The sequence below is a fragment of the Amycolatopsis sp. WAC 04197 genome (genome assembly GCF_003947475.1).
Lineage (GTDB): Bacteria > Actinomycetota > Actinomycetes > Mycobacteriales > Pseudonocardiaceae > Amycolatopsis > Amycolatopsis japonica.
In genome coordinates this window covers 373,547-396,132 of sequence record NZ_QHJK01000010.1, presented here as the reverse complement: position 1 = coordinate 396,132, position 22,586 = coordinate 373,547, and the positions used below count along the sequence as shown (strand labels likewise).

Annotated in this window: 19 protein-coding genes; 11 read left to right on the top strand and 8 right to left on the bottom strand. The window is 69.2% G+C overall.

Annotated features, from left to right (window positions below; translation table 11 throughout):
• The first annotated feature begins 192 nt into the window (after positions 1 to 192).
• From DMC64_RS34330 to DMC64_RS34320, 3 genes are read left to right on the top strand one after another with little or no spacing between them, the layout of a single operon-like run.
• Positions 193 to 1,752, top strand: a complete 1,560-nt coding sequence (locus DMC64_RS34330) for a S8 family peptidase (protein WP_125736858.1) — start codon at positions 193 to 195, stop codon at positions 1,750 to 1,752.
• Positions 1,753 to 1,777: 25 nt separating this feature from the next.
• On the top strand, positions 1,778 to 3,238 hold the full coding sequence (locus DMC64_RS34325; protein WP_125736857.1) for a trypsin-like serine protease: 1,461 nt from the start codon (positions 1,778 to 1,780) through the stop codon (positions 3,236 to 3,238).
• Positions 3,239 to 3,265: 27 nt separating this feature from the next.
• Complete coding sequence (locus tag DMC64_RS34320) at positions 3,266 to 4,804, top strand: S8 family peptidase (RefSeq protein WP_125736856.1); 1,539 nt, start codon at positions 3,266 to 3,268, stop codon at positions 4,802 to 4,804.
• 110 nt (positions 4,805 to 4,914) lie between these two features.
• Here the strand turns inward: DMC64_RS34320 and DMC64_RS34315 are convergent, their stop codons facing one another.
• From DMC64_RS34315 to DMC64_RS34305, 3 genes are all read right to left on the bottom strand, one after another.
• Positions 4,915 to 5,397 (bottom strand): ATP-binding protein, encoded by a 483-nt coding sequence (locus DMC64_RS34315; protein WP_125736855.1) that lies wholly within the window; start codon positions 5,395 to 5,397, stop codon positions 4,915 to 4,917.
• A gap of 179 nt (positions 5,398 to 5,576) precedes the next feature.
• Positions 5,577 to 6,923, bottom strand: a complete 1,347-nt coding sequence (locus DMC64_RS34310) for a hypothetical protein (protein ID WP_125736854.1) — start codon at positions 6,921 to 6,923, stop codon at positions 5,577 to 5,579.
• A 97-nt stretch (positions 6,924 to 7,020) separates the two neighbouring features.
• Positions 7,021 to 7,761 carry an IclR family transcriptional regulator gene (locus DMC64_RS34305; protein WP_125736853.1) on the bottom strand — a complete coding sequence of 247 codons (741 nt, stop codon included), beginning with the start codon at positions 7,759 to 7,761 and terminating at the stop codon, positions 7,021 to 7,023.
• A gap of 47 nt (positions 7,762 to 7,808) precedes the next feature.
• On the opposite strand from DMC64_RS34305, the gene DMC64_RS34300 reads away from it, so the two are divergent.
• The 8 genes from DMC64_RS34300 to DMC64_RS34260 all read left to right on the top strand — a co-directional run bounded on the left by DMC64_RS34300 (position 7,809) and on the right by DMC64_RS34260 (position 15,763).
• A complete protein-coding gene (locus DMC64_RS34300) occupies positions 7,809 to 8,879 on the top strand; it encodes a cupin domain-containing protein (protein ID WP_125736852.1) in 1,071 nt (356 codons plus the stop codon).
• Positions 8,876 to 9,706: a fumarylacetoacetate hydrolase family protein gene (locus DMC64_RS34295; protein WP_125736851.1), complete on the top strand. Its 831-nt coding sequence runs from the start codon at positions 8,876 to 8,878 to the stop codon at positions 9,704 to 9,706. The genes DMC64_RS34300 and DMC64_RS34295 overlap by 4 nt, the downstream gene beginning before the upstream one ends.
• Positions 9,703 to 10,293 (top strand): maleylpyruvate isomerase N-terminal domain-containing protein, encoded by a 591-nt coding sequence (locus DMC64_RS34290; protein WP_233629909.1) that lies wholly within the window; start codon positions 9,703 to 9,705, stop codon positions 10,291 to 10,293. The genes DMC64_RS34295 and DMC64_RS34290 overlap by 4 nt, the downstream gene beginning before the upstream one ends.
• Positions 10,294 to 10,390: 97 nt before the next feature.
• Positions 10,391 to 11,623 (top strand): aromatic acid/H+ symport family MFS transporter, encoded by a 1,233-nt coding sequence (locus DMC64_RS34285; protein WP_158634277.1) that lies wholly within the window; start codon positions 10,391 to 10,393, stop codon positions 11,621 to 11,623.
• Positions 11,624 to 11,653: 30 nt separating this feature from the next.
• Positions 11,654 to 13,123, top strand: a complete 1,470-nt coding sequence (locus DMC64_RS34280; protein ID WP_125736849.1) for an aldehyde dehydrogenase family protein — start codon at positions 11,654 to 11,656, stop codon at positions 13,121 to 13,123.
• Positions 13,124 to 13,138: 15 nt separating this feature from the next.
• A complete protein-coding gene (locus DMC64_RS34275) occupies positions 13,139 to 13,486 on the top strand; it encodes a PadR family transcriptional regulator (RefSeq protein WP_370325348.1) in 348 nt (115 codons plus the stop codon).
• Positions 13,483 to 14,478: a hypothetical protein gene (locus DMC64_RS42780; protein ID WP_158634276.1), complete on the top strand. Its 996-nt coding sequence runs from the start codon at positions 13,483 to 13,485 to the stop codon at positions 14,476 to 14,478. Before DMC64_RS34275 ends, DMC64_RS42780 begins: the two co-directional genes overlap by 4 nt.
• A gap of 250 nt (positions 14,479 to 14,728) precedes the next feature.
• Positions 14,729 to 15,763, top strand: a complete 1,035-nt coding sequence (locus tag DMC64_RS34260) for a helix-turn-helix domain-containing protein (protein WP_125736848.1) — start codon at positions 14,729 to 14,731, stop codon at positions 15,761 to 15,763.
• On the opposite strand, the gene DMC64_RS34255 is transcribed toward DMC64_RS34260, so the two are convergent.
• From DMC64_RS34255 to DMC64_RS34235, 5 genes are all read right to left on the bottom strand, one after another.
• Positions 15,726 to 19,769 carry a S8 family peptidase gene (locus DMC64_RS34255; RefSeq protein WP_233629908.1) on the bottom strand — a complete coding sequence of 1,348 codons (4,044 nt, stop codon included), beginning with the start codon at positions 19,767 to 19,769 and terminating at the stop codon, positions 15,726 to 15,728. The genes DMC64_RS34260 and DMC64_RS34255 overlap by 38 nt on opposite strands.
• Positions 19,770 to 19,975: 206 nt before the next feature.
• Positions 19,976 to 20,605 (bottom strand): lamin tail domain-containing protein, encoded by a 630-nt coding sequence (locus tag DMC64_RS34250; RefSeq protein ID WP_043848321.1) that lies wholly within the window; start codon positions 20,603 to 20,605, stop codon positions 19,976 to 19,978.
• A 135-nt stretch (positions 20,606 to 20,740) separates the two neighbouring features.
• Positions 20,741 to 21,025: a helix-turn-helix transcriptional regulator gene (locus tag DMC64_RS34245; protein WP_037341979.1), complete on the bottom strand. Its 285-nt coding sequence runs from the start codon at positions 21,023 to 21,025 to the stop codon at positions 20,741 to 20,743.
• Positions 21,026 to 21,057: 32 nt separating this feature from the next.
• The gene (locus tag DMC64_RS34240; RefSeq protein ID WP_037341982.1) at positions 21,058 to 21,558 is read right to left on the bottom strand and encodes a lamin tail domain-containing protein; all 501 of its coding nucleotides are present in this window, start codon (positions 21,556 to 21,558) and stop codon (positions 21,058 to 21,060) included.
• A gap of 100 nt (positions 21,559 to 21,658) precedes the next feature.
• Entirely contained in the window at positions 21,659 to 22,354 is a 696-nt protein-coding gene (locus DMC64_RS34235; RefSeq protein ID WP_081975893.1) for a response regulator transcription factor, read from the bottom strand.
• Between the last annotated feature and the right edge of the window lie 232 nt (positions 22,355 to 22,586).

Here is a 22,586-nt window from a genome sequence, read left to right as displayed (position 1 = left end):
CATTTCATGAGGTCCCTTATTCAATGACACCACGGCACTGAGCATAAAAATGTGCGCTTTTAATTGAGTATCCGGCCGGGTGTAGTACCTATTGTTCTTCGCCGGTGGAGAACTCACTGTTGTCACAACGTGGTTGTGGTCACGTTCGCACTGTCTCCCCGGTGTCGATTCCCCTGCATTCAGGAGTATTCAATGCGCGAAAATCTCCGACCCCGATGGGTGTCGGCCATCGCGGGCCTGTCGCTCGCCGTCTGCGCTTCGATGTCGGCGCTGCCCGCGGTCGCCTCGCCGGTAGGGCCCGCCGTCCAGGCCTGGGTACCGGACGCCATTCCGGGCTCGTACCTCGTCACTTTCAAGGCATCGACGATGACCACCGCCGATGCTCGCTCACTGGCGGCGGAGTACGGCGGACAGGTCACGCGCACCTATGACGCCGCGCTGCGCGGTTTCGCGGGCCGGATGACCGAGGCGCAGGCCCGGCGGCTCGCGACGGATCCCGCCGTCGCCTCGGTCGAGCCGGATTCCCTCGCGCGTGCCACGGACACCCAGAACGACCCCACCTGGGGCCTGGACCGGGTCGACCAGAAGGACCTGCCGCTCGACAAGAAGTACGACTACGCCAACAAAGGCGACGGTGCCACGGTCTACGTGCTCGACACCGGCACCGACTATCGCCAGTCGGAGTTCGGCGGCCGCGCGAGCAGTGGCTACGACTTCGTGGACAACGACAGCGATGCCTCGGACTGCCAAGGCCACGGCACACACGTCTCGGGAACCGTCGGCAGCACGACGTACGGGGTCGCGAAAGGTGTGAAGATCGTCGCCGTCCGCGTGCTCGGCTGCAACGGCAGCGCGCCTTGGTCGACGATCGTGTCCGGTATCGACTGGGTCACCAAGAACGCCCGGAAACCCGCGGTGCTCACGATGAGCATCGGCGGCGGGGCGACGTCCACAGTGGACCAGGCGGTTCAAGGAGCGGTCCGGGCGGGTATCACCGTCACGGTCGCCGCGGGCAACGAGGGCCAGGACGCCTGCAACGTCTCGCCTGCCCGCACGCCCGAGGCGATCACGGTCGCCGCGAGCGACATCCAGGACAAGCGATCGATCTTCAACTCCTCGCAGTCCTCGAACTACGGGTCCTGCACCGACCTGTTCGGTCCGGGCAGCAACATCACGTCGACCCGCAACGGCGGCGGGACACAGCAGATGAGCGGCACCTCGATGGCCACCCCGCATGTCGCGGGCGCGGCCGCGCTCTACCTCACCGCGAACCCGTCCGCCACCCCGGCGCAGGTCACCAAGGCGCTGCTCGACAACGCCACGCCCGGCAAGATCTCCGACATCAAGGGCTCGCCGAACAAGCTGCTGTACACCGGTTTCCTCGGCGGAACCCCGAATCCGCCGTCCTGCGCGGGTGGTACGAGCGCGGACGACGTCGCGATCCCTGACGCAGGCGACGCCGTGACCAGCACGGTGACCATCGGCTCCTGCGACGCCAAGGGAACTTCCGGCACTTCGGTGGCGGTGGCGATCAAACACCCGTACTCGGCCGATCTGAAGATCGACCTCGTGACGCCCAGCGGCAAGGTCGTCAACCTCAAGCAGGCCGGTGGCGTGAGCACGATCGACCTCTCCAAGACCTACACCGTCGACACCTCGGGGGAAAGCCGCACCGGCGACTGGAAGTTGCGTGTCCAGGACGTCTACCGGTTCGACACCGGCGTGATCGACGACTTCGCCCTGACCTTCTGATTTCTCCCCTGTGAAAGGAACCACCGTGAAGAAGAAGAGAATCGCAGGCCTGCTGGCGCTGGGTGTGGCGGCCCTGTCGATCCCCGTCCTGGGCGGAACGGCCGGTGCCGCTCCCCAGCCGACCGCGTCGGCGATCGCACCCACCGGTGACGTCCGTATCCCCGACGGCGCCCACGCCCAGGGCATCGGCGGCGTACCCGCCTCGGTGAAGGACTACCCGTTCGCCATCGCGGCCTTGCGCGAAGGTGGCTCACGGCCCAAGGGGCAGAGCTGCAGCGGTTCGGTCGTGGCACCGCGCAAGGTGATGGTCGCGGCACACTGCAAGGAACTGGCAGGCGAAAAGACAGTCCTTTATGGACTGGACGATCTGGTGAGCACGGGCGGCACCCAGCTCAAGGTCGTCGACTACCAACTCCACCCGAAGTTCACCCAGCCCTGGAACGGATACGACGTCGCGATCATCACCACCGACGGGGACATCCCGGTCCCCGCGGGCGGTTACGCGAAGGTCGCCACCTCGGCCGACACCGGCCTCGAAACGCCGGGCAAGGACGGTTTCAGCCTCGGATACGGCAAGAAGACCCAGAACGACAGCCCGCCCGACGTCACACTGCAGAAGCTGACCCTGCCGATCGTCGACCCGAACCAGTGCACCGGGGTCGAGAACGGCGTCGACCCGAAGACGATGATCTGCGCCGGGTACTCCGACGGCCGCAAGACCGTGCTCCCCGGTGACAGCGGTGGTCCGTTCATCGTCAACGGCGTGGTCGTCGGCATCACGTCGTGGAGCCGCAGCGACTTCCGTTGGTACAGCGTCTACAGCCGCCTGAACAACGAGATGGGGGACTGGGTCAAGCAGCAGATCGGTGACGTGCCCAGCGGTGACAAGTTCACCCTCGCGGCGTCCCCCGGCGCGGTGAAGACCGACCCCGGCAAGTACGTTTCGACGTCGATCACGAGCAAGGAAGGCAAGAACGGCAGCGAGAACGTCGCGCTGAGCGCGTCCGGCCTGCCCGACGGTGCCAAGGCGACCTTCCAGCCTTCGTCCATCATGTCCGGCGACACCGCGAAGCTCACGATCGAGACCGCGGCGGGAACGCCGGAGCGGGACTACACGATCACCGTGTCCGGCAAGGGAACGACCGACACCGCGACCACCACGCTGACGCTGACCGTCGGCAAGGGCGGCAGTGAGCCGGGCGACCTCAAGGTCACGGTCAACCCCGGCTCGGGGACCGCACGGGCGGGTCAGTTCGTGAACGCGACGGTCTCCGCGACCGGCGGCAGTGGCTCCATCACGCTGTCGGCGTCCGGTTCGGGGCTGCCGATCGCGCCGTTCTTCAACCCGCAAAGCATCTCCAGCGGCGGCAGCTCGACGATGCAGATCTTCGCGCCGTTCCAACCCGGTACCTACCCGATCACCGTGACGGCGAAGGACGGCGCCGGCAAGACGTCGACCGCCACCTACACGCTCACCGTCCAGTGATCGTTCTTCCCACGGAGGTGATGTTCCATGCGTAACCACCGGAAATTGCTGCTGACCTTGGGCGCGTTGACCCCCTTGCTGGCACTGGGCATCGGAAACGCCGTCGCGGCCGAGGCCGAAGGCGTTGTGGTCCAGGCGAAACAGCATTACGCCGACCAGTACATCGTCGTGCTGAAGGACGGCGTCGCGACCGCGCAAGCATCGGCGACCTCGTTGACCGGGCGTTTCGGCGGCGAGGTGCGGTCGACGTGGTCCGCGGCCCTGAACGGCTTCTCGGTGAAGAAGATGACCGAGCGGCAGGCGAGGCGGCTCGCGGCGGATCCGTCGGTCAAGGCCGTCTACCAGGACGGCACCGCCCGCGGCACCGACACGCAGACCAACCCCACGTGGGGTTTGGACCGCGTCGACCAGAAATCCCTGCCGCTGGACAAGAAGTACACCTACAACAACAGCGGCGAGGGCGTCACCGCGTACGACCTCGACACGGGCATCAACCCCGACAACCCCGAGTACGAAGGCCGGGCCAGTATCGGCAAGGACTTCATGGGAGGTGACGGCAAGGACTGCAACGGGCACGGCAGTCACACCGCGGGCACCATCGCGAGCAAGACCTACGGTGTCGCCAAGAAGGTCAAGATCGTCGGCCTCCGGGTGCTCGGATGCAACAACACCGGTCCGGATTCGGGCATCATCGACGCCGTCGACTGGGTGACCGCGAACGCGCGGAAACCGGCCGTGGCCAACATGAGCCTCACGATGGACGCGCCCGGCGTGGGTGACGACGCGCTCAAGAAGTCGATCGCGTCCGGCGTCGTCTACGGCGTCGCGTCCGGCAACGCGTCGACCGACGCCTGCAACACCAGCCCCGCCCGGGTTCCCGAAGCCATCACGGTGAACGCCACGGACTCCGGCGACAATCGTTCGTCGTTCTCGAACTACGGTTCGTGCACGGACATCTTCGCCCCGGGCAGCAACATCACGTCGCTGAGCCCGAACAGCGGGAGTTCGGCGGTGATGAGCGGGACGTCCATGGCGACGCCGCACGTCGTCGGCGCGGCCGCGCTCTACCTGGCGGCCAACCCGTCCGCGACGCCGAAACAGGCCCGGGACGCGCTGGTGAACAACGCGTCGGACGGGGTGGTCAAGAACCCCGGCAGCGGCTCGCTGAACAAGCTGCTGAACGTTTCGTTCATCGGTGGCGGAGGCCCGGAGCCGAAGTGCGGCGCCAAGTCGAACACCACCCCGGTGGCGATCCCGGACGCCGGTGCCGCGGTGACGAGCTCGGTGACCCAGGAAGGATGTGATGGCAAGGCGTCCTCGTCGCTGCCGGTCAAGGTGGACATCAGCCACACCTACTCGGCCGACCTGACGGTGAGTCTCATCGGGCCCAGCGGCGCCACCTACCGGTTGAAGAAGGCGGGAGGGGTGGGCAGCCCCGCCGGTGTGCACGAGACCTACACGGTCGACGCCGCCAACGAGAACGCCAACGGCACCTGGAAGCTGAGCGTTCAGGACGTCTTCAAGTTCGACACCGGTTCGATCGACGGATTCACCATCACCTTCTGACCAGGTGGGGTGAGAGGGGTGGGGCCGGTCGCGATGACCGGCCCCACCTCGAGGGTTGGAACGACCATTGCCACTCACGACCTTCGGGCAGACCAGGCCTCGGTGGCGAGTCAGGTCTCGTAGTACGTCTGCGCTGGAACCAAGGCCCACACCACTTTCCCCGCTTGTTCGGGCCGAACGCCCCAATCGAGCGAAAGGTGACTGACAAGACGGAGACCATGGGTGTCTCGACAGCTTTCCGGCCCCGGAATCCCGGTATCGGCCTGGTCATCGGTGACTTCGACCAGGATTCCCCGGGACTGTCTGGTGACTCGCAGTTCACCAGGGGTGGTGGCGTGCAGATAGGCGTTGGCCACCAGCTCGTCCACGACGAGCAGGAGCCCACCCATCGGTTCTTGCTCGCTGCGACCGAAATTCAGGCGATCGGCCACCGTTGAGCGCAGGTGGCGGAGCTCTGGACGTTTCGACAGGTCCAGCCTGACTTCCGCGGTCCAGGCGACCCGTTGGATCAGCCGCTCGAGTTCGACGTCGATGTTCACCGAGAACAGCCGGTCGGAATCCTCGTCGTCGGCGAATCCTCGTGCCCCGTCCATCCCGCTCCTCCGTCGACCTCGGTCGATCGAATTTCGAGGCTGCGGACGGCGTGGATGGGTCAGGGCGGCGAAGTCACTCGATCGGTCGAGCCCGGCGCCGCTACGACACGACACCCCAGAAGTGGCGCAGTGGTACCTCGCCGGCACGCCGCGGATTCCGAGGTGGACGCCGCCGGGTCCTAGATACGCGCGAGTGCTCGGTAGGGGCGCACGACCGCTTCGACGAACGCCGTGACCTGCTCGTCGACGTGCGCCTTCTCCTCGGCGTCGTTCTCGACGAGGAACAGGCGGTTGGCGATGTTCTTCTGTGCCTTCAGCAGTGCGAAGTCGTCCCTGCTGTACAGGGTGTCCGCGGCGTTGCTGGGCAGCCGATGCTCGTCGGACACTTCGAGACTGATCGACTGGCCCGTCACCGAGATCTTCGGTGGCTCGCCCCGTCTGGCCAGCCGGGCGGAGCGCTTGGTGTCGGAGGCGCGGACGTGGATGATCTGCGATGCCGCCAGGACCTTGTCGCCGAACACCTGGAGCGCTCCGATCGTGTCGGCCCTGGCGAACTCGACGATCGTGATCGGGTTGCTGCGGCGGTTTTCCCAAACGCGGTGGCCGAGTGTGTGCAGGGCAGGCCGGAGATCGTCTTCGCGTTCCACCTGGAACGCGCCGCCCTGCTGGGCGCTGAAGCCCGCGCCGCGGCCGTCGCCGAGGAGCATCAAGGCGTGGAGGAATTCCTCGAACGCGTAGACGTAATCGTTCAGCTCGTCGACCTGCATCCGCCACCGCCGAAGCTCTTCGGCGAGGGCTCGGCGGACCAGTGACTTGCCGGCACCCGGCAGACCGGTGACGAAGACGACCGGCGCGCGGTGGCGGAACGCCAGATGCCGCAGGATCGCGTCCTCCGCCTTGGCGGGCAGCTGGTACGCCGCGCGCTGCTCCCGGATCCGGTCCGCGAGGCCGGAGTCGGGCCCGGCGAGGAGTTCCCCGGCCAGGAACGACTCCAGGGGTTCGGACTCGCTCCACGTCTCGTCGAAATGGCTGCGGAACACCTTGGCGGCGGAGATCTCGTCCAGCCGTTCGGGCCGGTCCTTCCCGCCGTTGCGCCGGTTGAGCACCGTGTGGTGTTCCGAACCGGAGAACAGGTGGTACGACAGGTGATCCGCGGTCAGCGCGCGGGACACGCGGACCTCGATCCCCGCCGCGAGCAACTCGGCTCCGGCGGTCAGGGACGCGGGTTCGGTGCGGGTGATCACCCGGACGCCGCGGCGGCCGTTGATCTGCGCCCACGATTCCTGGATCTCGACGAGCACCGGGGAGCCTTGTGCCGGCAGCAGATTCGGGACCAGGGCGTCGAGCCGGTCGACGTTGTCGTTCTTGGAGATGACGAGCATCTCCGCCAGGTAGTTCCGCCGGGTCATCCGCTGGGACAGGCCGGTCGGCAGGCGGGTGCGCCGCCACAGGAACCTGACGGTCGCCACGATGAGGGCGACGGACACACCGCTGGTCACGGGAACGAGGAGCTGACTCCAGTGCATCGGGTCACCTGTCCGCGGTGTTGTCGGAACGCCTAAGCTGAAGTTTAGGCGCGCCGAACTTTCTTTTCAAGTGCAGCGCACTCTGCCGAAGCGTGGTTTACGCCTCCGTCGCGAGTTCCTCCTCGACCAGGGCGGCCGCGGCCTTGAGCAGCGCGACCCACTCTTGGACCGGGTCAGCCCGGAAACGCGTGGTCGGCATGGCCAGTGCCATGGCGCCGCACGCCGGCCCCTGCGGGCTCCGCACGGCGACCCCGAGCGCGGTCAGGCCCTTCTCGGTGCGCTGGTCGTTGATGGCGAAACCCTTGGCGCGCACCCGTGACAGGTCGCGGTAGAGGCGGCGGCCGTCGACGTCCTCGTCGCGGTAGAGGTCCGTGAGCTCTTCGGCGGTCTTCTCGGCGAGGATGGCCCGGCCACCGGCGGTGTCGTGCAGCGGCATGACGAAACCGGTGCGATCGGCGACGCGCAGGGTCCGGGCGCACTCCACCGTGGAGATGAAGCGGGCGTCGGTCCCGACGGGCACGAGCAGGGTGACCGTTTCGTTGACGAGCTCCATGAGCCGGCGCATCCGGGGCCGCGCGACCCGCCACAGCCGCTGGGCGCCGGGATCGGGGGCTTCGACCGGCCTGAGCATCGGGCCGGGGCGGTAGAGCCGGTCGGCGCCCTGGGTCGCGAATTCGCGGTAGACCAGCGACGTCAGCAGCCGGTGTGCCGTCGAGGGAGCGATCGAGATCCGGTGGGCGATGTCCACCAGCCGCAGCGGTCCCTCCTGCTGAAGCAGGATGGCGACCTGCAACGCGTGATCGACCGAGTTCAACAGCGACGCCGGCGGATTCCGCATGGAGGAAAAGTATAGCGACGCGGTCCGGCCTCGGAGATCGTTCGGCCATGGCCTCCCAACCGGAAACGACTCCCGAGCTGGACCGGCTCTACGCACGTCTCGGCGAGGAGTCCCTCGTCCCGCTGTGGTGCGAGATCGGCGACCTCATGCCCGCCACCCCCAGATCGGCGGCCCTGCCGCACCGATGGTCCTGGGACTCGCTCTCCGCGATGGCCGCCGAGGCCGGTGCCTTGGTGCCGGTGGGCCGGGGCGGGGAACGCCGGGCGCTGGCACTGGCGAACCCCGGACTCGGCGGACGTCCGTTCGCCACCCCCACGTTGTGGGCCGCGATCCAGTACCTCAACCCCGGCGAGGACGCGCCGGTGCACCGGCACACGCAGAACGCGTTCCGGTTCGTCGTCGAGGGCGAAGGCGTGTGGACCGTGGTCGACGGCGACCCGGTCGCGATGCGCCGCGGCGATTTCCTGCCGCAGGGAGGCTGGCACTGGCACGGCCACCTCAACACCAGCGATGCCCCCATGGCCTGGATCGACGGCCTGGACATCCCTTTCGCGTACGCCGTCGACTCCACGTTCTTCGAGTTCGGTCCCGACCACGTGGGCGACGTGGGCACCCCGGAGCGGTCGCGTTCCGAGCGGCTGTGGGGACATCCGGGGCTGCGTCCGCTGACCCATCTGGCGCCTTCGCCCAAGACGCCGCTGCTCGCCTACCGCTGGGAGCACACCGACCGGGCGCTGCGTGAGCAACTGGAGCTGGAGGCGGAGGGCTACCCGGTCACGCCGGAGCCCGGTCACGCGGCGGTGCGGTTCACCAACCCCACGACCGGCGAAGACGTGATGCCGACACTGCGTACCCAGTTCCACCGCCTCGCGCCCGGCGCCGCCACCGCGGAGCGCCGCGAAGTGGGTTCGGCGGTCTTCCAGGTCTTCGAAGGATCGGCCCGGGTCACGGTCGGCGACTCGGCCTGGGACGTCGACCGCGGCGACCTGTTCGTCGTCCCGTCCTGGCAGGCGCTCACCATCGCCACCGAACCCGGGATCGACCTGTTCGAGTTCACCGACGCACCGATCCACGAGCGGCTCGACCTCGCCCGGGCCACCCACGGGAGCACACGATGAAACTGGCCACGATCCTGATCGACGGCACCAGCCGCGCGGCCCGCGTCGAGGGCGAGACGTACACGGCGTTGGCCGCGGCGGACGTCCGCGAGTTGCTCGAAGATCCTTCGTGGCGGACGAAGGCGCAGGAGCCGGGGGAGCGGTACACCGCCGCGGAGATCCGGCTCGCGCCGGTGGTCCCGGCGCCGGGCAAGGTCGTCTGTGTCGGTTTGAACTACCGGACCCACATCCTCGAGATGGGGCGCGACCTTCCCGAGTACCCCACCCTGTTCGCGAAGTTCGCCGACACCCTCATCGGTGCCCACGACGACATCGTCCTCCCGCCGGAGTCCGGCTCGGTCGACTGGGAGGCGGAGCTGTGCGTGGTCATCGGCGCCACCGTCCGCCGTGCCACCACCGAACAGGCGGCCGCCGCGATCGCGGGATTCACCGTGCTCAACGACGTTTCGATGCGCGACTGGCAGTTCCGCACCCGGGAATGGTTGCAGGGTAAGAACTTCGAGGCCAGCACCCCGATCGGGCCGGTCTTGGTCACGCCCGACGAACTGCCGGGTGACGTCCGGCCCGCTCTGACCGTCACCACCGTGGTCGACGGCGAGGAGATGCAGCGCGCCGACACCGGCGATCTGGTCTTCGATCCGGTCGCGCTGGTCGAGTACGTCTCGACGATGATCACGCTCCGCCCCGGCGACGTGATCGCCACCGGCACGCCGGGCGGCGTCGGCCACGCCCGGAAACCGCCGCGCTACCTGACCGCGGGAAGCGAGGTCGTCACCACGATCGAGCACATCGGTTCGCTGGAGAACACGGTGAGGTCCGAGTCGTGACGGCGTCCTCCACCGCGTACCTGACGTGGATGCGGGCGGGGACCGAGCGGCTCCTCGAAATCGTCGACGGGCTGGAGGAACCGCGGTTCGCCGAGCCGTCGCCGCTGCCGGGGTGGACCATCGGCCATCTCGTGGCCCACCTCCATTTCAACGCGCGAGCCTTGGGACGACTGGCTTCGTGGGCCGCCACCGGCGTCGAGACCCCGATGTACGACGGCGCGGGGCAGCGGGAACGGGAGATCGCCACCGGGGCGACCCTGCCGCCCGCGGTGCTGAAGGAACTGGTGCGCGAGTCGGCGGCCGAGCTCGACGGCGTCTTGTCCGCGCTGACCGACGAGCAGTGGACGAGTCACGTCGTCACCGCCCAGGGGCGCACGGTCTCCGCCGAGGAGATCCCGTGGCTCAGGGTCCGCGAGGTCGTGGTCCACGGGGTGGATCTGGACGACTCCTGGGAGCGGTGGCCGGAGGAAGTGTTGCGAGCGCTGGTCTTCGAGATCGTCGAGCAGCGTCTTGCCCGCGGCCAGGCCGCCGCGCTCGCGGGCGTCCTCACGGGCCGATCGCGCGGGCCCCTCCCACCCTGGCTCTAGGCATTCCCGAGCTCCCACTGGCGACCCCGAAACGAGGAACCGGCATGCAGGATCAGACCGTCGCGCCCGCCGCCCGGCCGGTCGCGCGGCGATACGCGTGACGTTGCTGTGCTGGATCATCGTGGTGATCGAGGGCTACGACATCGTCGCCTTCGGCACCGTCGTCCCCGTGCTGCTGGCGAACCCGGAGAACGGGTTCACACCGGAGAACATCGGCTGGATCGGCTCGGCCGTCTTCGTCGGCGCGATGGTCGGGGCGCTGTCCTCGGGTGCGCTCTCCGACCGTTACGGCAGGCGGCCGGTGGCCATCGGGGCGGTGACGATCTTCACCTTGTTCACGGTCTTGTGCGGGACGGTCGACAGCGTCTGGCCGCTGGCGCTGTTCCGGCTGCTCGCCGGGCTGGGCATCGGGGCGATCATGCCCGCGGCGTCCGCGCTCACCCTGGAGTACGCGATCCCGCGGTATCGCACCCTGACCTACACCTTGATGCTGTCCGGCGTACCGGTCGGCGGCGTGTTCGCGGCGGTGACGGCATTGCCGGTCATTCCGGCCTGGGGCTGGGAGGCGATGTTCCTGCTCGCCGGGGCGCCCGGCGTGATCTGCCTGTTCATCACCGCCAGATACCTCCCCGAGTCGCCGCAGTTCCTCGACGCCATCGGGCGCCGCGATCACGCCGCGGCCATCCGCGCCCGGTTCGGGCTGGACGCGCCGGCACTCGAGGTGGTCACGCGGGAGAAGACCGAGGGGATCTTCGGCCGGTCCTACCGGACCGCGTCGATCGTGTTCGCCACCGCGACCTTCTGCGGGCTCTTCGCCTGGTACGGGCTCGCCACCTGGCTCCCCGGCCTGATGTCGAAGGCGGGCTACGCGCTCGACTCGTCCCTGGTCTTCCTGCTCGTCCTCAATCTCGGTGCGGTGACGGGCTCGCTGGTCATCGCCGCCGCGAGCGACCGGTGGAGCAACCGGCCCGTCGTCGTCCTCACCTACCTCGGCATGGCCGCCGCCTTGATGGCGCTCTCGATCAAACTGCCGTCCTTGTCGCTCCTGGTCTGCATCGCCGTGGCAGGTGTCGGCGGGCACGGCGGTCAGATCCTGATCAACGCCTTCGTCAGCGCCTCGTATCCGACCGGCCGCCGTGCCCGTGCGCTCGGCTGGTCCCTCGGCGCCGGCCGCACCGGCACGATCGTGGGGCCGATCGTCATCGGGTGGTTGGTCAGCGGCCGCGACCCCCTGGCGGGATTCGCCGTCTTCGCCGGACTTGCCGTCGTCGCGGCGGTTCTGCTGGCCCTGTGCCCCCGGACCCCCGCGTTCCGCGCACCCGAAGGCTGACCTTTTTCCTTTCACAGAACGGTTTCGAGTATGACGACGGCACTCCCGCACGCGCGGCATTTCATCGACGGTGGCTGGCAGGACTCCACGAGAACCGGTACGTCCACCGGGCCCGCCACCGGTGCGGCCCTGGGTACCTTCGCCGACGGTGGTCGCGAGGAAGCCCAGGCAGCGGTCGAGGCCGCCCGGGTCGCCTTCGAACGCACCTCCTGGTCTCGCGACCGCCAGGCCCGGGCGACCGCGCTGCTGCGGCTGGCCGATCGCCTGGAGACTCGCCGCGACGACCTCGTTTCGTTGCTGGCCAAGGAGAACGGCAAGACTCTCGGCGAGGCCGCGTTCGAGGTCGACATGTGCGCCCCGAAGCTCCGCTACGCCGCGGCCCTGGCCCTGGTCGACAGCGGCCGGTCGGCCGAGGTGCGACCCGGGTACTACAGCGGCACGCTGCTCGAACCGATCGGTGTCGCGGGTGTCATCGTGCCGTGGAATTCGCCGGTGGTGCTGGCCGTGCGGTCGTTCGCGCCCGCGCTCGCCGCCGGCTGCACCGTGGCGATGAAGATGCCCGCGCAGACGGCGCTGGTCAACGGAATCCTCGCCGAAGTCGTCGCCGACACCCCGGAGTTGCCTTCTGGTGTCCTCAACCTCTTCACCGAGTCCGGCGACGACGGCGCGCGGGAGCTGGTTTCCTCTCCCGGCACCGCGGTGATCAGCTACACCGGGAGCACCGCCGTCGGCCGCGTCATCATGGCCGAGGGGGCGCGGACCCTGAAACGGCTGTCGCTGGAGCTCGGCGGCAAGACGCCGATGATCGTGTTCGACGACGCGGACCTCGACGCCGCGGTCCCGGTGCTGACCGCGGCGGTCACCACCTTCGCCGGTCAGTTCTGCATGACCGGCAGCAGAATCCTTGCCCACGAAGCGATCGCGGCGCAGTTGCGCGAACGTCTCATCGAGACGCTGTCGGCGGTCCGGCTAGGCCCTGGCGACGATCCGGACAGCCGGATGGGTCCCATGATCGACCGGGCGTCCGTCGACCGGGTCGACCGGATCGTCCAGGAGGCCGCTCGCACGGCCACGGTGCTGGTGCGCGGAGGTCCGGTCGAGGACGGACCGCTCGCGGGCGGCGCCTACTACCGGCCCAGCCTGCTGGAACCCCAAGGCCCCGGCGACGACATCGTGCAGCGTGAGGTGTTCGGTCCGGTCGCCACCTTCGAGGTCTTCCGCACCGAGGAGGAGGCCGCGCGCTTGGCGAACGGCACCGAATTCGGTCTCGCCGCGTCGGTGTGGACCACGAACGCCGACCGGCCGCTGCGGCTCGCGCGGGAACTGAAGGCGGGCACGGTGTGGACCAACGCCTGGGCGGTGGTCCACGACCAGTTCGAGGAGGGCGGATTCGGGCAGAGCGGGCTCGGTCGCCTCAACGGTCCGCGGAGCCTGGAGGCGTTCCAGGAGATCAAGCACCTCGTACGGGTGGCTCCGGCGGTGGCACAATATATCGGTTAGCGATATATTGTGCCCATGGTTGGTCGAACGATGACGGAGCAGGCGTTCTTCGTCCTCACCGCGCTGGTGGACGCGCCGCGTCATGGGTACGGGATCGTCGGCGAGGTCGGGGATCTGTCGGACGGCCGGGTGAAGCTGAAGGTCGGCACGCTGTACGGCGTGCTGGATCGGCTGGTCGCGGACGGTCTGGTCGAGCCGGATCGGGAGGAGGTCGCCAACGGGCGGCTCCGCCGGTACTACCGGCTGACCGAGGACGGCCGCACGGCGCTCGCGGCCGAGGTCCAGCGGCAGGCCTCGAACGCCCGCGCCGCCTCGGAACGGCTGCGCGCGTGGCGGCCGGCGGACACCGGGGGCCTGGCGTGAACCGCCTGGAGGAGCGATACCGGCGGGTGCTGCGGCTGCTCCCCGCGTCCTATCGGCAGGCGTGGGAGGAGGACATGGTCGCCACCTTCCTGCACAGCGAGATGCCGGAAGACGCCGAGGACGCGGAGTTCGCCGCCGACCACGGCCGGCCGAGCTGGCCGGAAGTGGCGAGCGTCGTGGCCCTGGCGGTGCGGTTGCGACTGGGAGGCGACGGCGCGCCGCTCCGCTACCTCGTCTGGGGTGAGACGGTCCGGCGGCTGGCGCTGGTGGGGTTGCTCGTGCAGGCGGTGGCCGCGCTGGTCGGTATCGGGGCGTGGCTGTGGTCTCCCCCGATGACGAGTCCGATCGCGGCCGACGTGCGGACCCTGCTCGGCTTGGTCTGGGTGGCGGCTTATCTGTGCCTGGTGACCGGCCGGCGGCGCGCGGCGCGGTGGCTCGCGGTGACGGCGCTGGCTCAAGCCTCGGTCTTCTTCGGCGTGGATCTCGTGGCCGCAGAGGGTGCGTACGGGCTGTCCGGGACCGTCGGACTCCTGCTGGAGGCACTGCCGGTGGTGGCACTGGTCGCGTTCCATCGGCAGGCCCCACCGGTGAAAGCGCGGCCGTGGCTCGTCGCGCTGCTTGCCGGCGTCGGCCTCCTGGCGGTCGCGATGGCGGTCACCTATGTCAGCGTTCCGGCGCTCGTGGACTGGCCGGGCGTGGTCTGTGTGGCGGTTTTCGTCGCCGCGGTCGTCTACCTGAGCGTGCCTCGCCTGGGCTGGCGGAGTGCCGCGGTGTCGTGGTCGACGACGCTCGCTTCGCTCGCGCTGGTCGCCCTCGTGCAGCGGGTCGTGACGCTGCTGGACTACCTCCGGCTCGCGGCCCGCACCGCGGAACTGGACATGATGACCGCGATCGCCGCCGGGCAGACCGTGGCGGTTCTGGCGGTAGCGGTACCGCTCGCGGTGCTCGCCGCCAAGGCCGTGCGCGCGCTGCCGCCGGTGGCGGCCCGGTGATGCGCGCGAAAGGCTGACTTGGCCGGTGAGTGACCGGGGCGACGGCTCCCTTCACCGCATTAGACGCGGTGAAGGGAACCCGTCCGGCGGTTGCTGGCCGAGGTCATGAACCCGGCCGATCACCATCTCCACGGGATCCCTGACCACGACTGACCACAGTGGACGGTCCGGACGCGACGCGGTCCTTTTGCCCGCCGGATTCCGGCGGTATGGTCGGACGAAGGCGACCGCGGCTGGGGCGGGAGACGATTTGCTGGACATCATCGGTCTGAACGAAACCGACGTCGAGGTCTACGATGCCTTCGCCGGCACCGGTTCGCTGACCGTCGCCGAAATCCGGCAACGCACCGGGCTGCCGCGGCAACGGCTGCTCCGCGTGCTGGGCGCGCTGACGGAAAAAGGTTTACTCGTCAGGCTTCCCGGCCGCGCGGAGGCGTATTCGGCGGTGCGGCCGGAGATCGCGCTGGAGGCGATGCTCCGGCTGAAGGAACAGGAACTCGCGAGTGCGCGGCTTGTCGCCGACAGGTTGCGCGAGCGGTACCGCGCGACGTCCGGCGAACGCCCGGTCGATCTCATCGAGGTGATCCACGGCGACGCGCTGATCGCCGAAAGGGCGGATCAGCTGCTGCGGTCGGCCGAGCGGGAGGTCGCCTTCGTCGACAAACCGCCTTACGCGCAAACGCCGAGCGTCCTGCATCCCGCGGAGCGTGATCTCCTCGGCCGGGGGGTGCGCTTTCGCGGGGTTTACGAGCGCAGCGCGCTGGAAATGCACGACCTGTCCTCCGATCTGGAGGCGGGCCTCGCCCTCGGCGAGGAGGCCCGCGTGGTCACCAGCGCCCCGCTCAAGATGATCGTGGTCGACCAGCGCGTCGGACTGGTGCCACTGCGGTCCGATCTCCCCGAGGTCGGCGCGGCCTTGGTGATCCACCCGTGCGCGTTGCTCGACGCGCTCGGCGCGGTCTTCGCTTTCCTTTGGCAGAGCGGGCTTCCGCTACGCCTGCCCGGTTCGGCCGAACTGGCGGACGTCGCCCCGTCAGACGACGCCCGCCTGCTCGCCTTGCTGACCACCGGCCTGCCGGACCGGAGCATCGCCAAACAACTCGGCATGAGCTACCGGACCTTCCAGCGACGGCTTCGCGACCTCATGACCGCGCTCGGCGCGACAACCCGGTTCCAGGCCGGCCTTCAGGTCGCCACGCGGGGTTGGGTCACCTTGCCGTCGACCCAGCCCCCGATCGACGACGACGTCAGCGAGCGCGCGGGTTCGCCTTCGCCACGTCCGTGAGCGCGTAGGCCCGCTGGACCGTCTGCGTCACGGTGTTGCCCGAGCTGTCCCGTGCTTCCGAGCGCAGCCAGACGAACCCGTCCGTCGCCGCGAGTGGCGGGTGGGCCACCGTCACCGACCACAGCCCGTTCGCGCCCGGCCGGACGGTCGCCGCCGTCCAGGTGCGCCCGCCGTCCGTCGACGCCGACACCTGCAGCCGCGTCACCGGTCCGCCGCCCCGCGCGCCGCTGTGCGAGCCGGCGGACACGTCGAAGGTGAACGGGCGCCCGGCCGGGGCGCGGCCGCCGAGATCCAGCGGCAGCCGGTGGTCCAGCTGGATGAGCGGCTGGAAGGAACACGACTTGCCCGCGTTGTGGCAGGAGAAGCCGAGCGGTGCCGGAGCGTCCGACCGCGCCGAGGTGAACGTCCACGACGTGTCCGTCCTCGGGGCGTGCTGGAACAGCGCCCCGCTCGGGATGCCGACCTGCGCCGGGCCGGGCATCACGTCGGTCACGTCCAGCCGGTAGGTGGCGGGGGTCGGTGCGAGCCGGAACTCCGGGATGAGCGCGAGCGGATCGTCCGCATTGGACCGCGGGATCTCGGTCCCGTCCCGGTACAGCCGAGCCGTGGTCGCCGCGAAGTACCGCGCGTTCTCGTAGGGATTCGCGTAATGCCCGCCCGCCCCGGTCGTGCCGTCCATCCACTGCAGGCCGGGGACGAACAGATCGGGATCCGTGCCACCACGGCACATCGAGCACAGCACCGCCCAGCCGGAGGCCGTCGCCGGATACCGGGCCGGATGATCGGCGGGCAGTTCCACCGAGCCGCTGTGCAGTGGTGCGCGGAACCAGAACTCGTCCGGTCTCGACCGCTCGCCCGCGCGGTAGACGTTCTGCGCGTTCATGCTCAGCGCGGCGCGACGCCCCGCGGTGTCGTTGCCGGACAGGGTGACGACCCGTTTCCAGACCAGCCGATCGTCCGCCGGGCCGGTGTATTCGGTCCAGGAGCCGGGAACCGGGATCTTCGTGCCCTGCACCGCCTGTGTCTTCCACAGGCCGGTCGGGAAGGCGTACCAGTTCTTCTGTCCGGTCAGTCCCGGTTTTTCGGCCTGGTAGCCGGTTTTCGTGGCGACCAAGGTCTTCCGGTCGACCCGCCGGACGAGCCCCTTCGGCACGCCGTTGGCATCGAGGTAGCTGAGGTTGTACATCGCGTCCGGAGCCGCGCGCACCAGCAAGCGCACCGAAACGGCACCGGCGGTCCGCAGCTTTTCGCCTTCCTCCCAGCCGAGGGACAAGGTCGGTACCACCGCGCTGCTGAGGCCCGGAACGCTCAGCGAGCCTGGCGAACCGGCGTAGGGGATCAACGCCGCCCCGCCCGCGGCGGACACCGCGCGTGCCGCGTTCGCGATGCCCGCGGAGACCGCGCTCACCGGGTCCGGCGCCCCGGGCGGGACCGGAATCCTCACCAGGACGGCCTTTCCTCGGACGTCGAGACCGGTGAGATCACCCGCGCCGCCGAACACGACCGGCAGCGTTCGCTCACCGGGTGACTTCGCCGTCAACGTCGGCACGTCGTACGCCGGGTTCAGCACGGCAGAACCGCCATCGGCGATCCGCATCTCGACCGCGGTCTGGGACAGTGTCGCGCTGTCCTGCAACGAAATCGCGCCCGCCGAGGTGGCGGCCGCGGGGGTCACGCGCACCTCCCAGCCCGCGCCCGAGGCAAGCCCGGCTTCGCCGACGTAACCGTTCACTCCCGCTCCGCCGGGGATCACGCGCCGCAGCATCACCGTGCGATCGCGAAGATCGGTGGGAGTGGGCGTGATCAGCCCCGCCGGGACGGCGCTCGCCGCGTTCAGCGCGATCTCCGCCGGGCCCGTGACGGAGACCTGCGTCGCGCTCATCGCCGACCAGCGGCGCACCGTCAGCCCGCGCTCCATCGCCCAGCCGAGCGCCGAATAGCGTCCGGCGGGCACGAGCACCCGGCCGACCCCGTCGACCAGGCCGATCTGCTGGCTGACCTGGTCGAGGAACGGGTCGTTGCGGTTACCCGCACCGGCCGCGTCGTCGATCAGCTGAGCCGACGCGGACTGGGCGGGCCCGCCCGCCGAGTCCCGGACCCGGATCGTCACCGGGAACAGTTCGGCCGCGTTGTAGGTGCTCACGGGTGTCCGCACCGCGTTGGTCCCGTCCGCGGTCGTGGCCACCACGGCGCCGCCGTAGACGCCCGCCGTTCCTTCGTTCGGGTTCACGGCGAGGTCGACGGTGGCACTCGACTTCGGCGGGATCGACAGATCCGTCTTCGCCAGGCGCATCCCGGTGCCCGGCCCGGCGCCGCCGTCCCAAGGTCGCACGGTCAGCTTCAGGTTCAGGTTCAGCGGCTGGTCCCCGGTGTTGGTGTAGGACAGCTGCCGGACGACCTGTGCCGAGGCGTTGGTCGTCCGCTCGTTACGGCCGAAGCTCGCGACCGCGGTGCCGGTCGCTTTCTGCGACACGGCCCGCGCGACGTCGAGGAGTCCGGCGCCCTGCTCGAACCAGCGAAGGCCGACGTCTTTGGCCGTGGTGACGAGGGTGTTCTTCAGCGCCTGCCCGGTCAGTTCCGGTCGCTGCTGCAGCAGGATCGCCGCGGCTCCCGCCACGTGCGGAGTCGCCATCGAGGTGCCCGACGCGGCGGTGTAGGAGGCGTCCACCGGTTCGCCCAGCGCCGTGTCCGCGGCCCTGGCGGCGACGATCCCGACACCCGGCGCGGTGATCTCCGGCTTGACCGAGGCGTCCCGCAACCGAGGGCCGCGGCTGCTGAACCACGCGATCTTGTCCTCCCGGTCGACCGCCCCGACGGTGAGCGCGGACGTCGCCGCCCCCGGCGTCGTGACGGTCCGGTCGCCCGGGCCGGAGTTCCCGGCCGCGACCACGAACAGCGTGCCGGACTTCGCCGAAAGCGAGTCGATCTGCTCGCTCATCGGGTCGGCCCCGTCGCTGACGCCGGCGCCGAGGCTGAGGTTCACGATCTTCGCGCCCTGCGCGACGGCCCAGTCGACCCCGGCCATCACCTGTGCGGTGTCACCCTCGCCGGAGGCGTCGAAAACCTTGGCCACCACCAGATTCGCGTCCGGTGCCACACCTTTGTACCGGCCGCCCGAGGCCGCGCCGGTACCGGCGACGATCGACGCGACGTGCGTGCCGTGGCCGTGGCGGTCCACGACGTCGCCTTCCCCGCTGAAGTCCGCGGAGGCGACCGTCTTGCCCGCCAGGTCGGGATGGTTCTCGTCGATCCCGGTGTCCACCACCGCGACCGTGGTCCCCTTCCCGGTCCACCCGCCGCTCCACGCCGACGGCGCACCGACCCGCGCGGTGCTCTTGTCCAGCGTCACCCGGACCTTCCTGTCCAGCCGGACTTGCGAAATCCCTTGATTCAACACGGGTTTCCCGCCCGGATCGAACGCGACGAGCGAACGCCAGAATTCGCCCGTCCCCGCCTTCTTGACCTGGACCCCCACTCCGTTGGCCGTGACCAGCGGAGTGAGCCGCTGCGTCTGCGGAAGCGCCTTCGCCTTCGCGCCCAGAGTCCGGGCGGACAGCCCCGGCCGGTCGCCGTAACGCACGATGACGGGGATCGTGGTGCTCGCCGCGTCGTCACGCCGGTCTTCGACGAGCGTGGTGACGTTGAACAGCTCCGGGCTCAGCAATCCCTTGCCGACGAACGGAAGCGCGTCCGACGGATACACCATCAGCCCTTCGGCCGTGGTCGTGATCTGGAACGCCGGGCTCGGCCGGTCCGGCCGCACCGCCGGTTCGACCTGTGCGGTGCCGTGCCCGGCGCCGTCTCGTTCGTAGGTCACCACGTCGCCGGTGAGCAACGTGACGCGATGGACGTCCGGCCGCCCGGTGACGGGAGCGGGGCCGGATACGGCGGCGGTCGCGGTGGTCGCGATCACCGGCAGGGGGATGAGGGCGACCAGTGCGGAGGCCGCCAGGATCGCCACCGGGTGCCAGGGGTGTCTCGTCAGGTGAGGGGAACGGGGGAACATCGAGCCTCACTCTCCTCGGATAGTGAGAAGCGGCCGTGGGCACGGCCGCCGCGAAGATGGAGTTTCCCGAGGATGAGGCAGGAGTTCCCGGATGAACACAATTATCGTTGGCGGTATGTCGCCGTTGGCGAGATACCGCCATGGAAGGGCCCGGACCGCCGACGGCGGCCCGGGCCCGGTCGAGAGACGGGTCGGTACTGGGGGACTTACAGACCCGGGGTGCGCAGCTGCAGCGAGAAGTCCTGCCGGTTGTTGTCGGTGTCGGTGCTCAGGATGTTGCGGGTGTTCGCCGCGTTGAGCTGATCGGTGACGGCGTTCTCCGGGATCGCGGCCTGGCCTTCACGCGGGGTCACGACCGCGTTGCTGAAGGCCACACCGTCGATCTTCGCGCTCGCCATGTTCTGCAGCGAGAGGCCACCGGCGGTCGGGATGCCCTCGGCGCCGGTCAGCGTGAAGGGGATGACGTAGGTCTGGTCGACGATGGTGCCGGAGAAGTTCTGCCCGACCAGCACCGCGTACTGGCCCGCGTTGCCCTTCGGCTGCAGGATCGTGCCCGCCGGCAGGACGATCGTGTCGGTCACGACGTTCGACGGCGAGTAGATCCGGATCACGTACCCGCTCACGTCCTGCGGCTGGTTCGAGACGTTGCGCAGCTCGATGAACTCGTCGAGCAGACCGTTCACGCCGCGGGTCGAAACCTCGTTGATGACCACGGTGGACGAGACGAGCGGGGCGGCTTCAGTGCCCTCGCTCTCGCCTGCCGCGTTCGCGACACCACCGGCCATACCCATCGCCAGCATCGCGAATACCGCCGAAGCGCCCAGAATTCGTCGCACGGGAAATTCCTTTCAGCTTGGTTTTCCGGGGGATTTTCCGTCGGACCGGAATCCTTTCCCGCCGGTGCCGACACCGACAATCATCCGAGAATCCGGGTGCCGCCGGGAAGGGGCCAGTTTTCCGGTACTTTCGCGTCACGCGATAATGCTCCGGCGCCGCCTTCTGGCGACCGCGGCGGCGAGTTCGAGCTCGCGGCTGGAGGTGTCCAGCACAGCGCTCAGCCACTGCCGCCAATAGGGACCGGGAATGCGTTTTCCCCGCTCCCAGCGGGAAATCTCTTCCCTGGTCACACTGTCGTTGCCGGAGCGGATGTGCAACCTCACGACCAGATCGCCTTGTGACCATCCTTTCGCGATTCGTTGTTCGGCGAGCAGTTCGCACAGCGGGGTCGCGTCCCCGCGTTCGCTGTTCGCGGTCACGACCGCACCTTTCTCGTACTGGTGGAGTGCTTTCAGTCGGCCGGCCGTACGCAACCGAAGTCGGCCTTGTTGTTGTCGGTGTCGCGGCTGACGGCGTCCCTCGACTGGGCGAGCCCGGGGCAGGGGACCGCGGCCTGGTTCTCGCGGCAGGGCGACGACGGCGCCCATCCGACGCTGTCGGCCTTGGCCCCGCGCCGGTCCAGCAGCATCTCGCCGTCCCCGACGATCGCCTCGACGACCAGCTGCTGCGCCGTCCCGCCGAAACCCTGTGCGGTGATGAGGAAATGGTCACCGGCGGGGATCTCGCTCCCGGCGGGCATGGTGGCCAGTTCGACGGGCGTCGCCTCGCCCGTGCACGCCTGAACGGACCAGCCGCCGATGTCGAGGGTGGTGGCGCCGGTGTTGTGCAGGTCGATGTAGCCTGCCGGGCCGCCGAGCACCTCGTGGATCTTGGCCGACGAAGCCCGCACGGTGTCCGGGGCGGGGGTTCCGGCGAGCACGAGGAGCAGGAACAGGGAACCTGGCTTCGTCATGACAGCAACGCTAGAAAAACGATCTCGGTGCCACAGGATACGGCGGGTACCGAACCTCGTCCGGTCTCGGTACTCCCGGTACGCCGCTCGCCCGGCCGGGCTAGCCCCGGTACCCGTCCGCGGTGTGCAACTCGCCTTCGCGTTCGGTCGTCTCCAGGCGCGGCAACGGGTTTCCTCCCGGCCGGAAACGCAGCGCCCGGAACAGGTCGCGCCTGCTGCCGAAGCCCAGCTTCTGCAGGATCCGGCTGACGTAGTTCTTCACGGTCTGCGTCGCGAGGTGCAGTTCTTCGGCGATCTCGTCGTTCGACCACCGGTAGAGGATCAGCGCGAGGATCTCCTCCTCCCGTCTGGTCATCGCGCTCGCGTAGCGCACGGCCTCGGTGACCGCAGGCGGGGTTCCGCCCGCCTGCACGCAGACCCGCTGCCCGGCGAGCGTCGAGCGCACCGCCGACATCACCTGGCCGCCGCTGGCCGACTTGTGCACGAAGCTGTCCGCGCCCGCGTTCAGCGCCATGGCGATGGCCGACGGCGACGAATCACCGGCGAAGACCAGGACGGCCGCGCGTTCGAACTGTTCCTTCACGAACCGGCAGATCGCGGTGCCGGCGGGCTCACCCCAGATCGACAGCTCGGTGATGACCATGTCGGGATGGCTCTTTTCGCATTGCCACAACGCTTCCGGCTCACTCGCGGCTTCGGCCACCGCCCCCACCCCCGCCGAATCCCGCAACAGCCTGCTGAGCGCGTATCTGATGAGGGGTTGATCGTCTACTACGAGCGTGGTGACGCGGTTCATGGTTCCCCTTGGGGTATCGACGGGCGCCCGGTGTGGCCCGGGCCGTGCGGTCGGCCCGGGCCGGGCGGCGCTCGCATTCGCCGAGAACAGGTTCGCTCGCTCGGGCGATCCGTCGAACCGACCGTCGCGGCGACGTCGGTACTCATTTTTCGCCGAATCCTCTTTCGTCGCGGTCCGGCAGTGATCTTCCCGCTTATCCGCGCGAGTGAGGACCAGCAATCGGGTGACAAGG

Bases quoted from the DNA above. Each gene is read 5' to 3' on its own strand.
- DMC64_RS34330 (WP_125736858.1), top strand. From the start codon at position 193: ATGCGCGAAAATCTCCGACCCCGATGGGTGTCGGCCATCGCGGGCCTG.
- DMC64_RS34320 (WP_125736856.1), top strand. From the start codon at position 3,266: ATGCGTAACCACCGGAAATTGCTGCTGACCTTGGGCGCGTTGACCCCC.
- DMC64_RS34315 (WP_125736855.1), bottom strand. From the start codon at position 5,397: ATGGACGGGGCACGAGGATTCGCCGACGACGAGGATTCCGACCGGCTG.
- DMC64_RS34310 (WP_125736854.1), bottom strand. From the start codon at position 6,923: ATGCACTGGAGTCAGCTCCTCGTTCCCGTGACCAGCGGTGTGTCCGTC.
- DMC64_RS34305 (WP_125736853.1), bottom strand. From the start codon at position 7,761: ATGCGGAATCCGCCGGCGTCGCTGTTGAACTCGGTCGATCACGCGTTG.
- DMC64_RS34300 (WP_125736852.1), top strand. From the start codon at position 7,809: ATGGCCTCCCAACCGGAAACGACTCCCGAGCTGGACCGGCTCTACGCA.
- DMC64_RS34295 (WP_125736851.1), top strand. From the start codon at position 8,876: ATGAAACTGGCCACGATCCTGATCGACGGCACCAGCCGCGCGGCCCGC.
- DMC64_RS34280 (WP_125736849.1), top strand. From the start codon at position 11,654: ATGACGACGGCACTCCCGCACGCGCGGCATTTCATCGACGGTGGCTGG.
- DMC64_RS34275 (WP_370325348.1), top strand. From the start codon at position 13,139: ATGGTTGGTCGAACGATGACGGAGCAGGCGTTCTTCGTCCTCACCGCG.
- DMC64_RS34255 (WP_233629908.1), bottom strand. From the start codon at position 19,769: ATGTTCCCCCGTTCCCCTCACCTGACGAGACACCCCTGGCACCCGGTG.
- DMC64_RS34240 (WP_037341982.1), bottom strand. From the start codon at position 21,558: ATGACGAAGCCAGGTTCCCTGTTCCTGCTCCTCGTGCTCGCCGGAACC.
- DMC64_RS34235 (WP_081975893.1), bottom strand. From the start codon at position 22,354: ATGAACCGCGTCACCACGCTCGTAGTAGACGATCAACCCCTCATCAGA.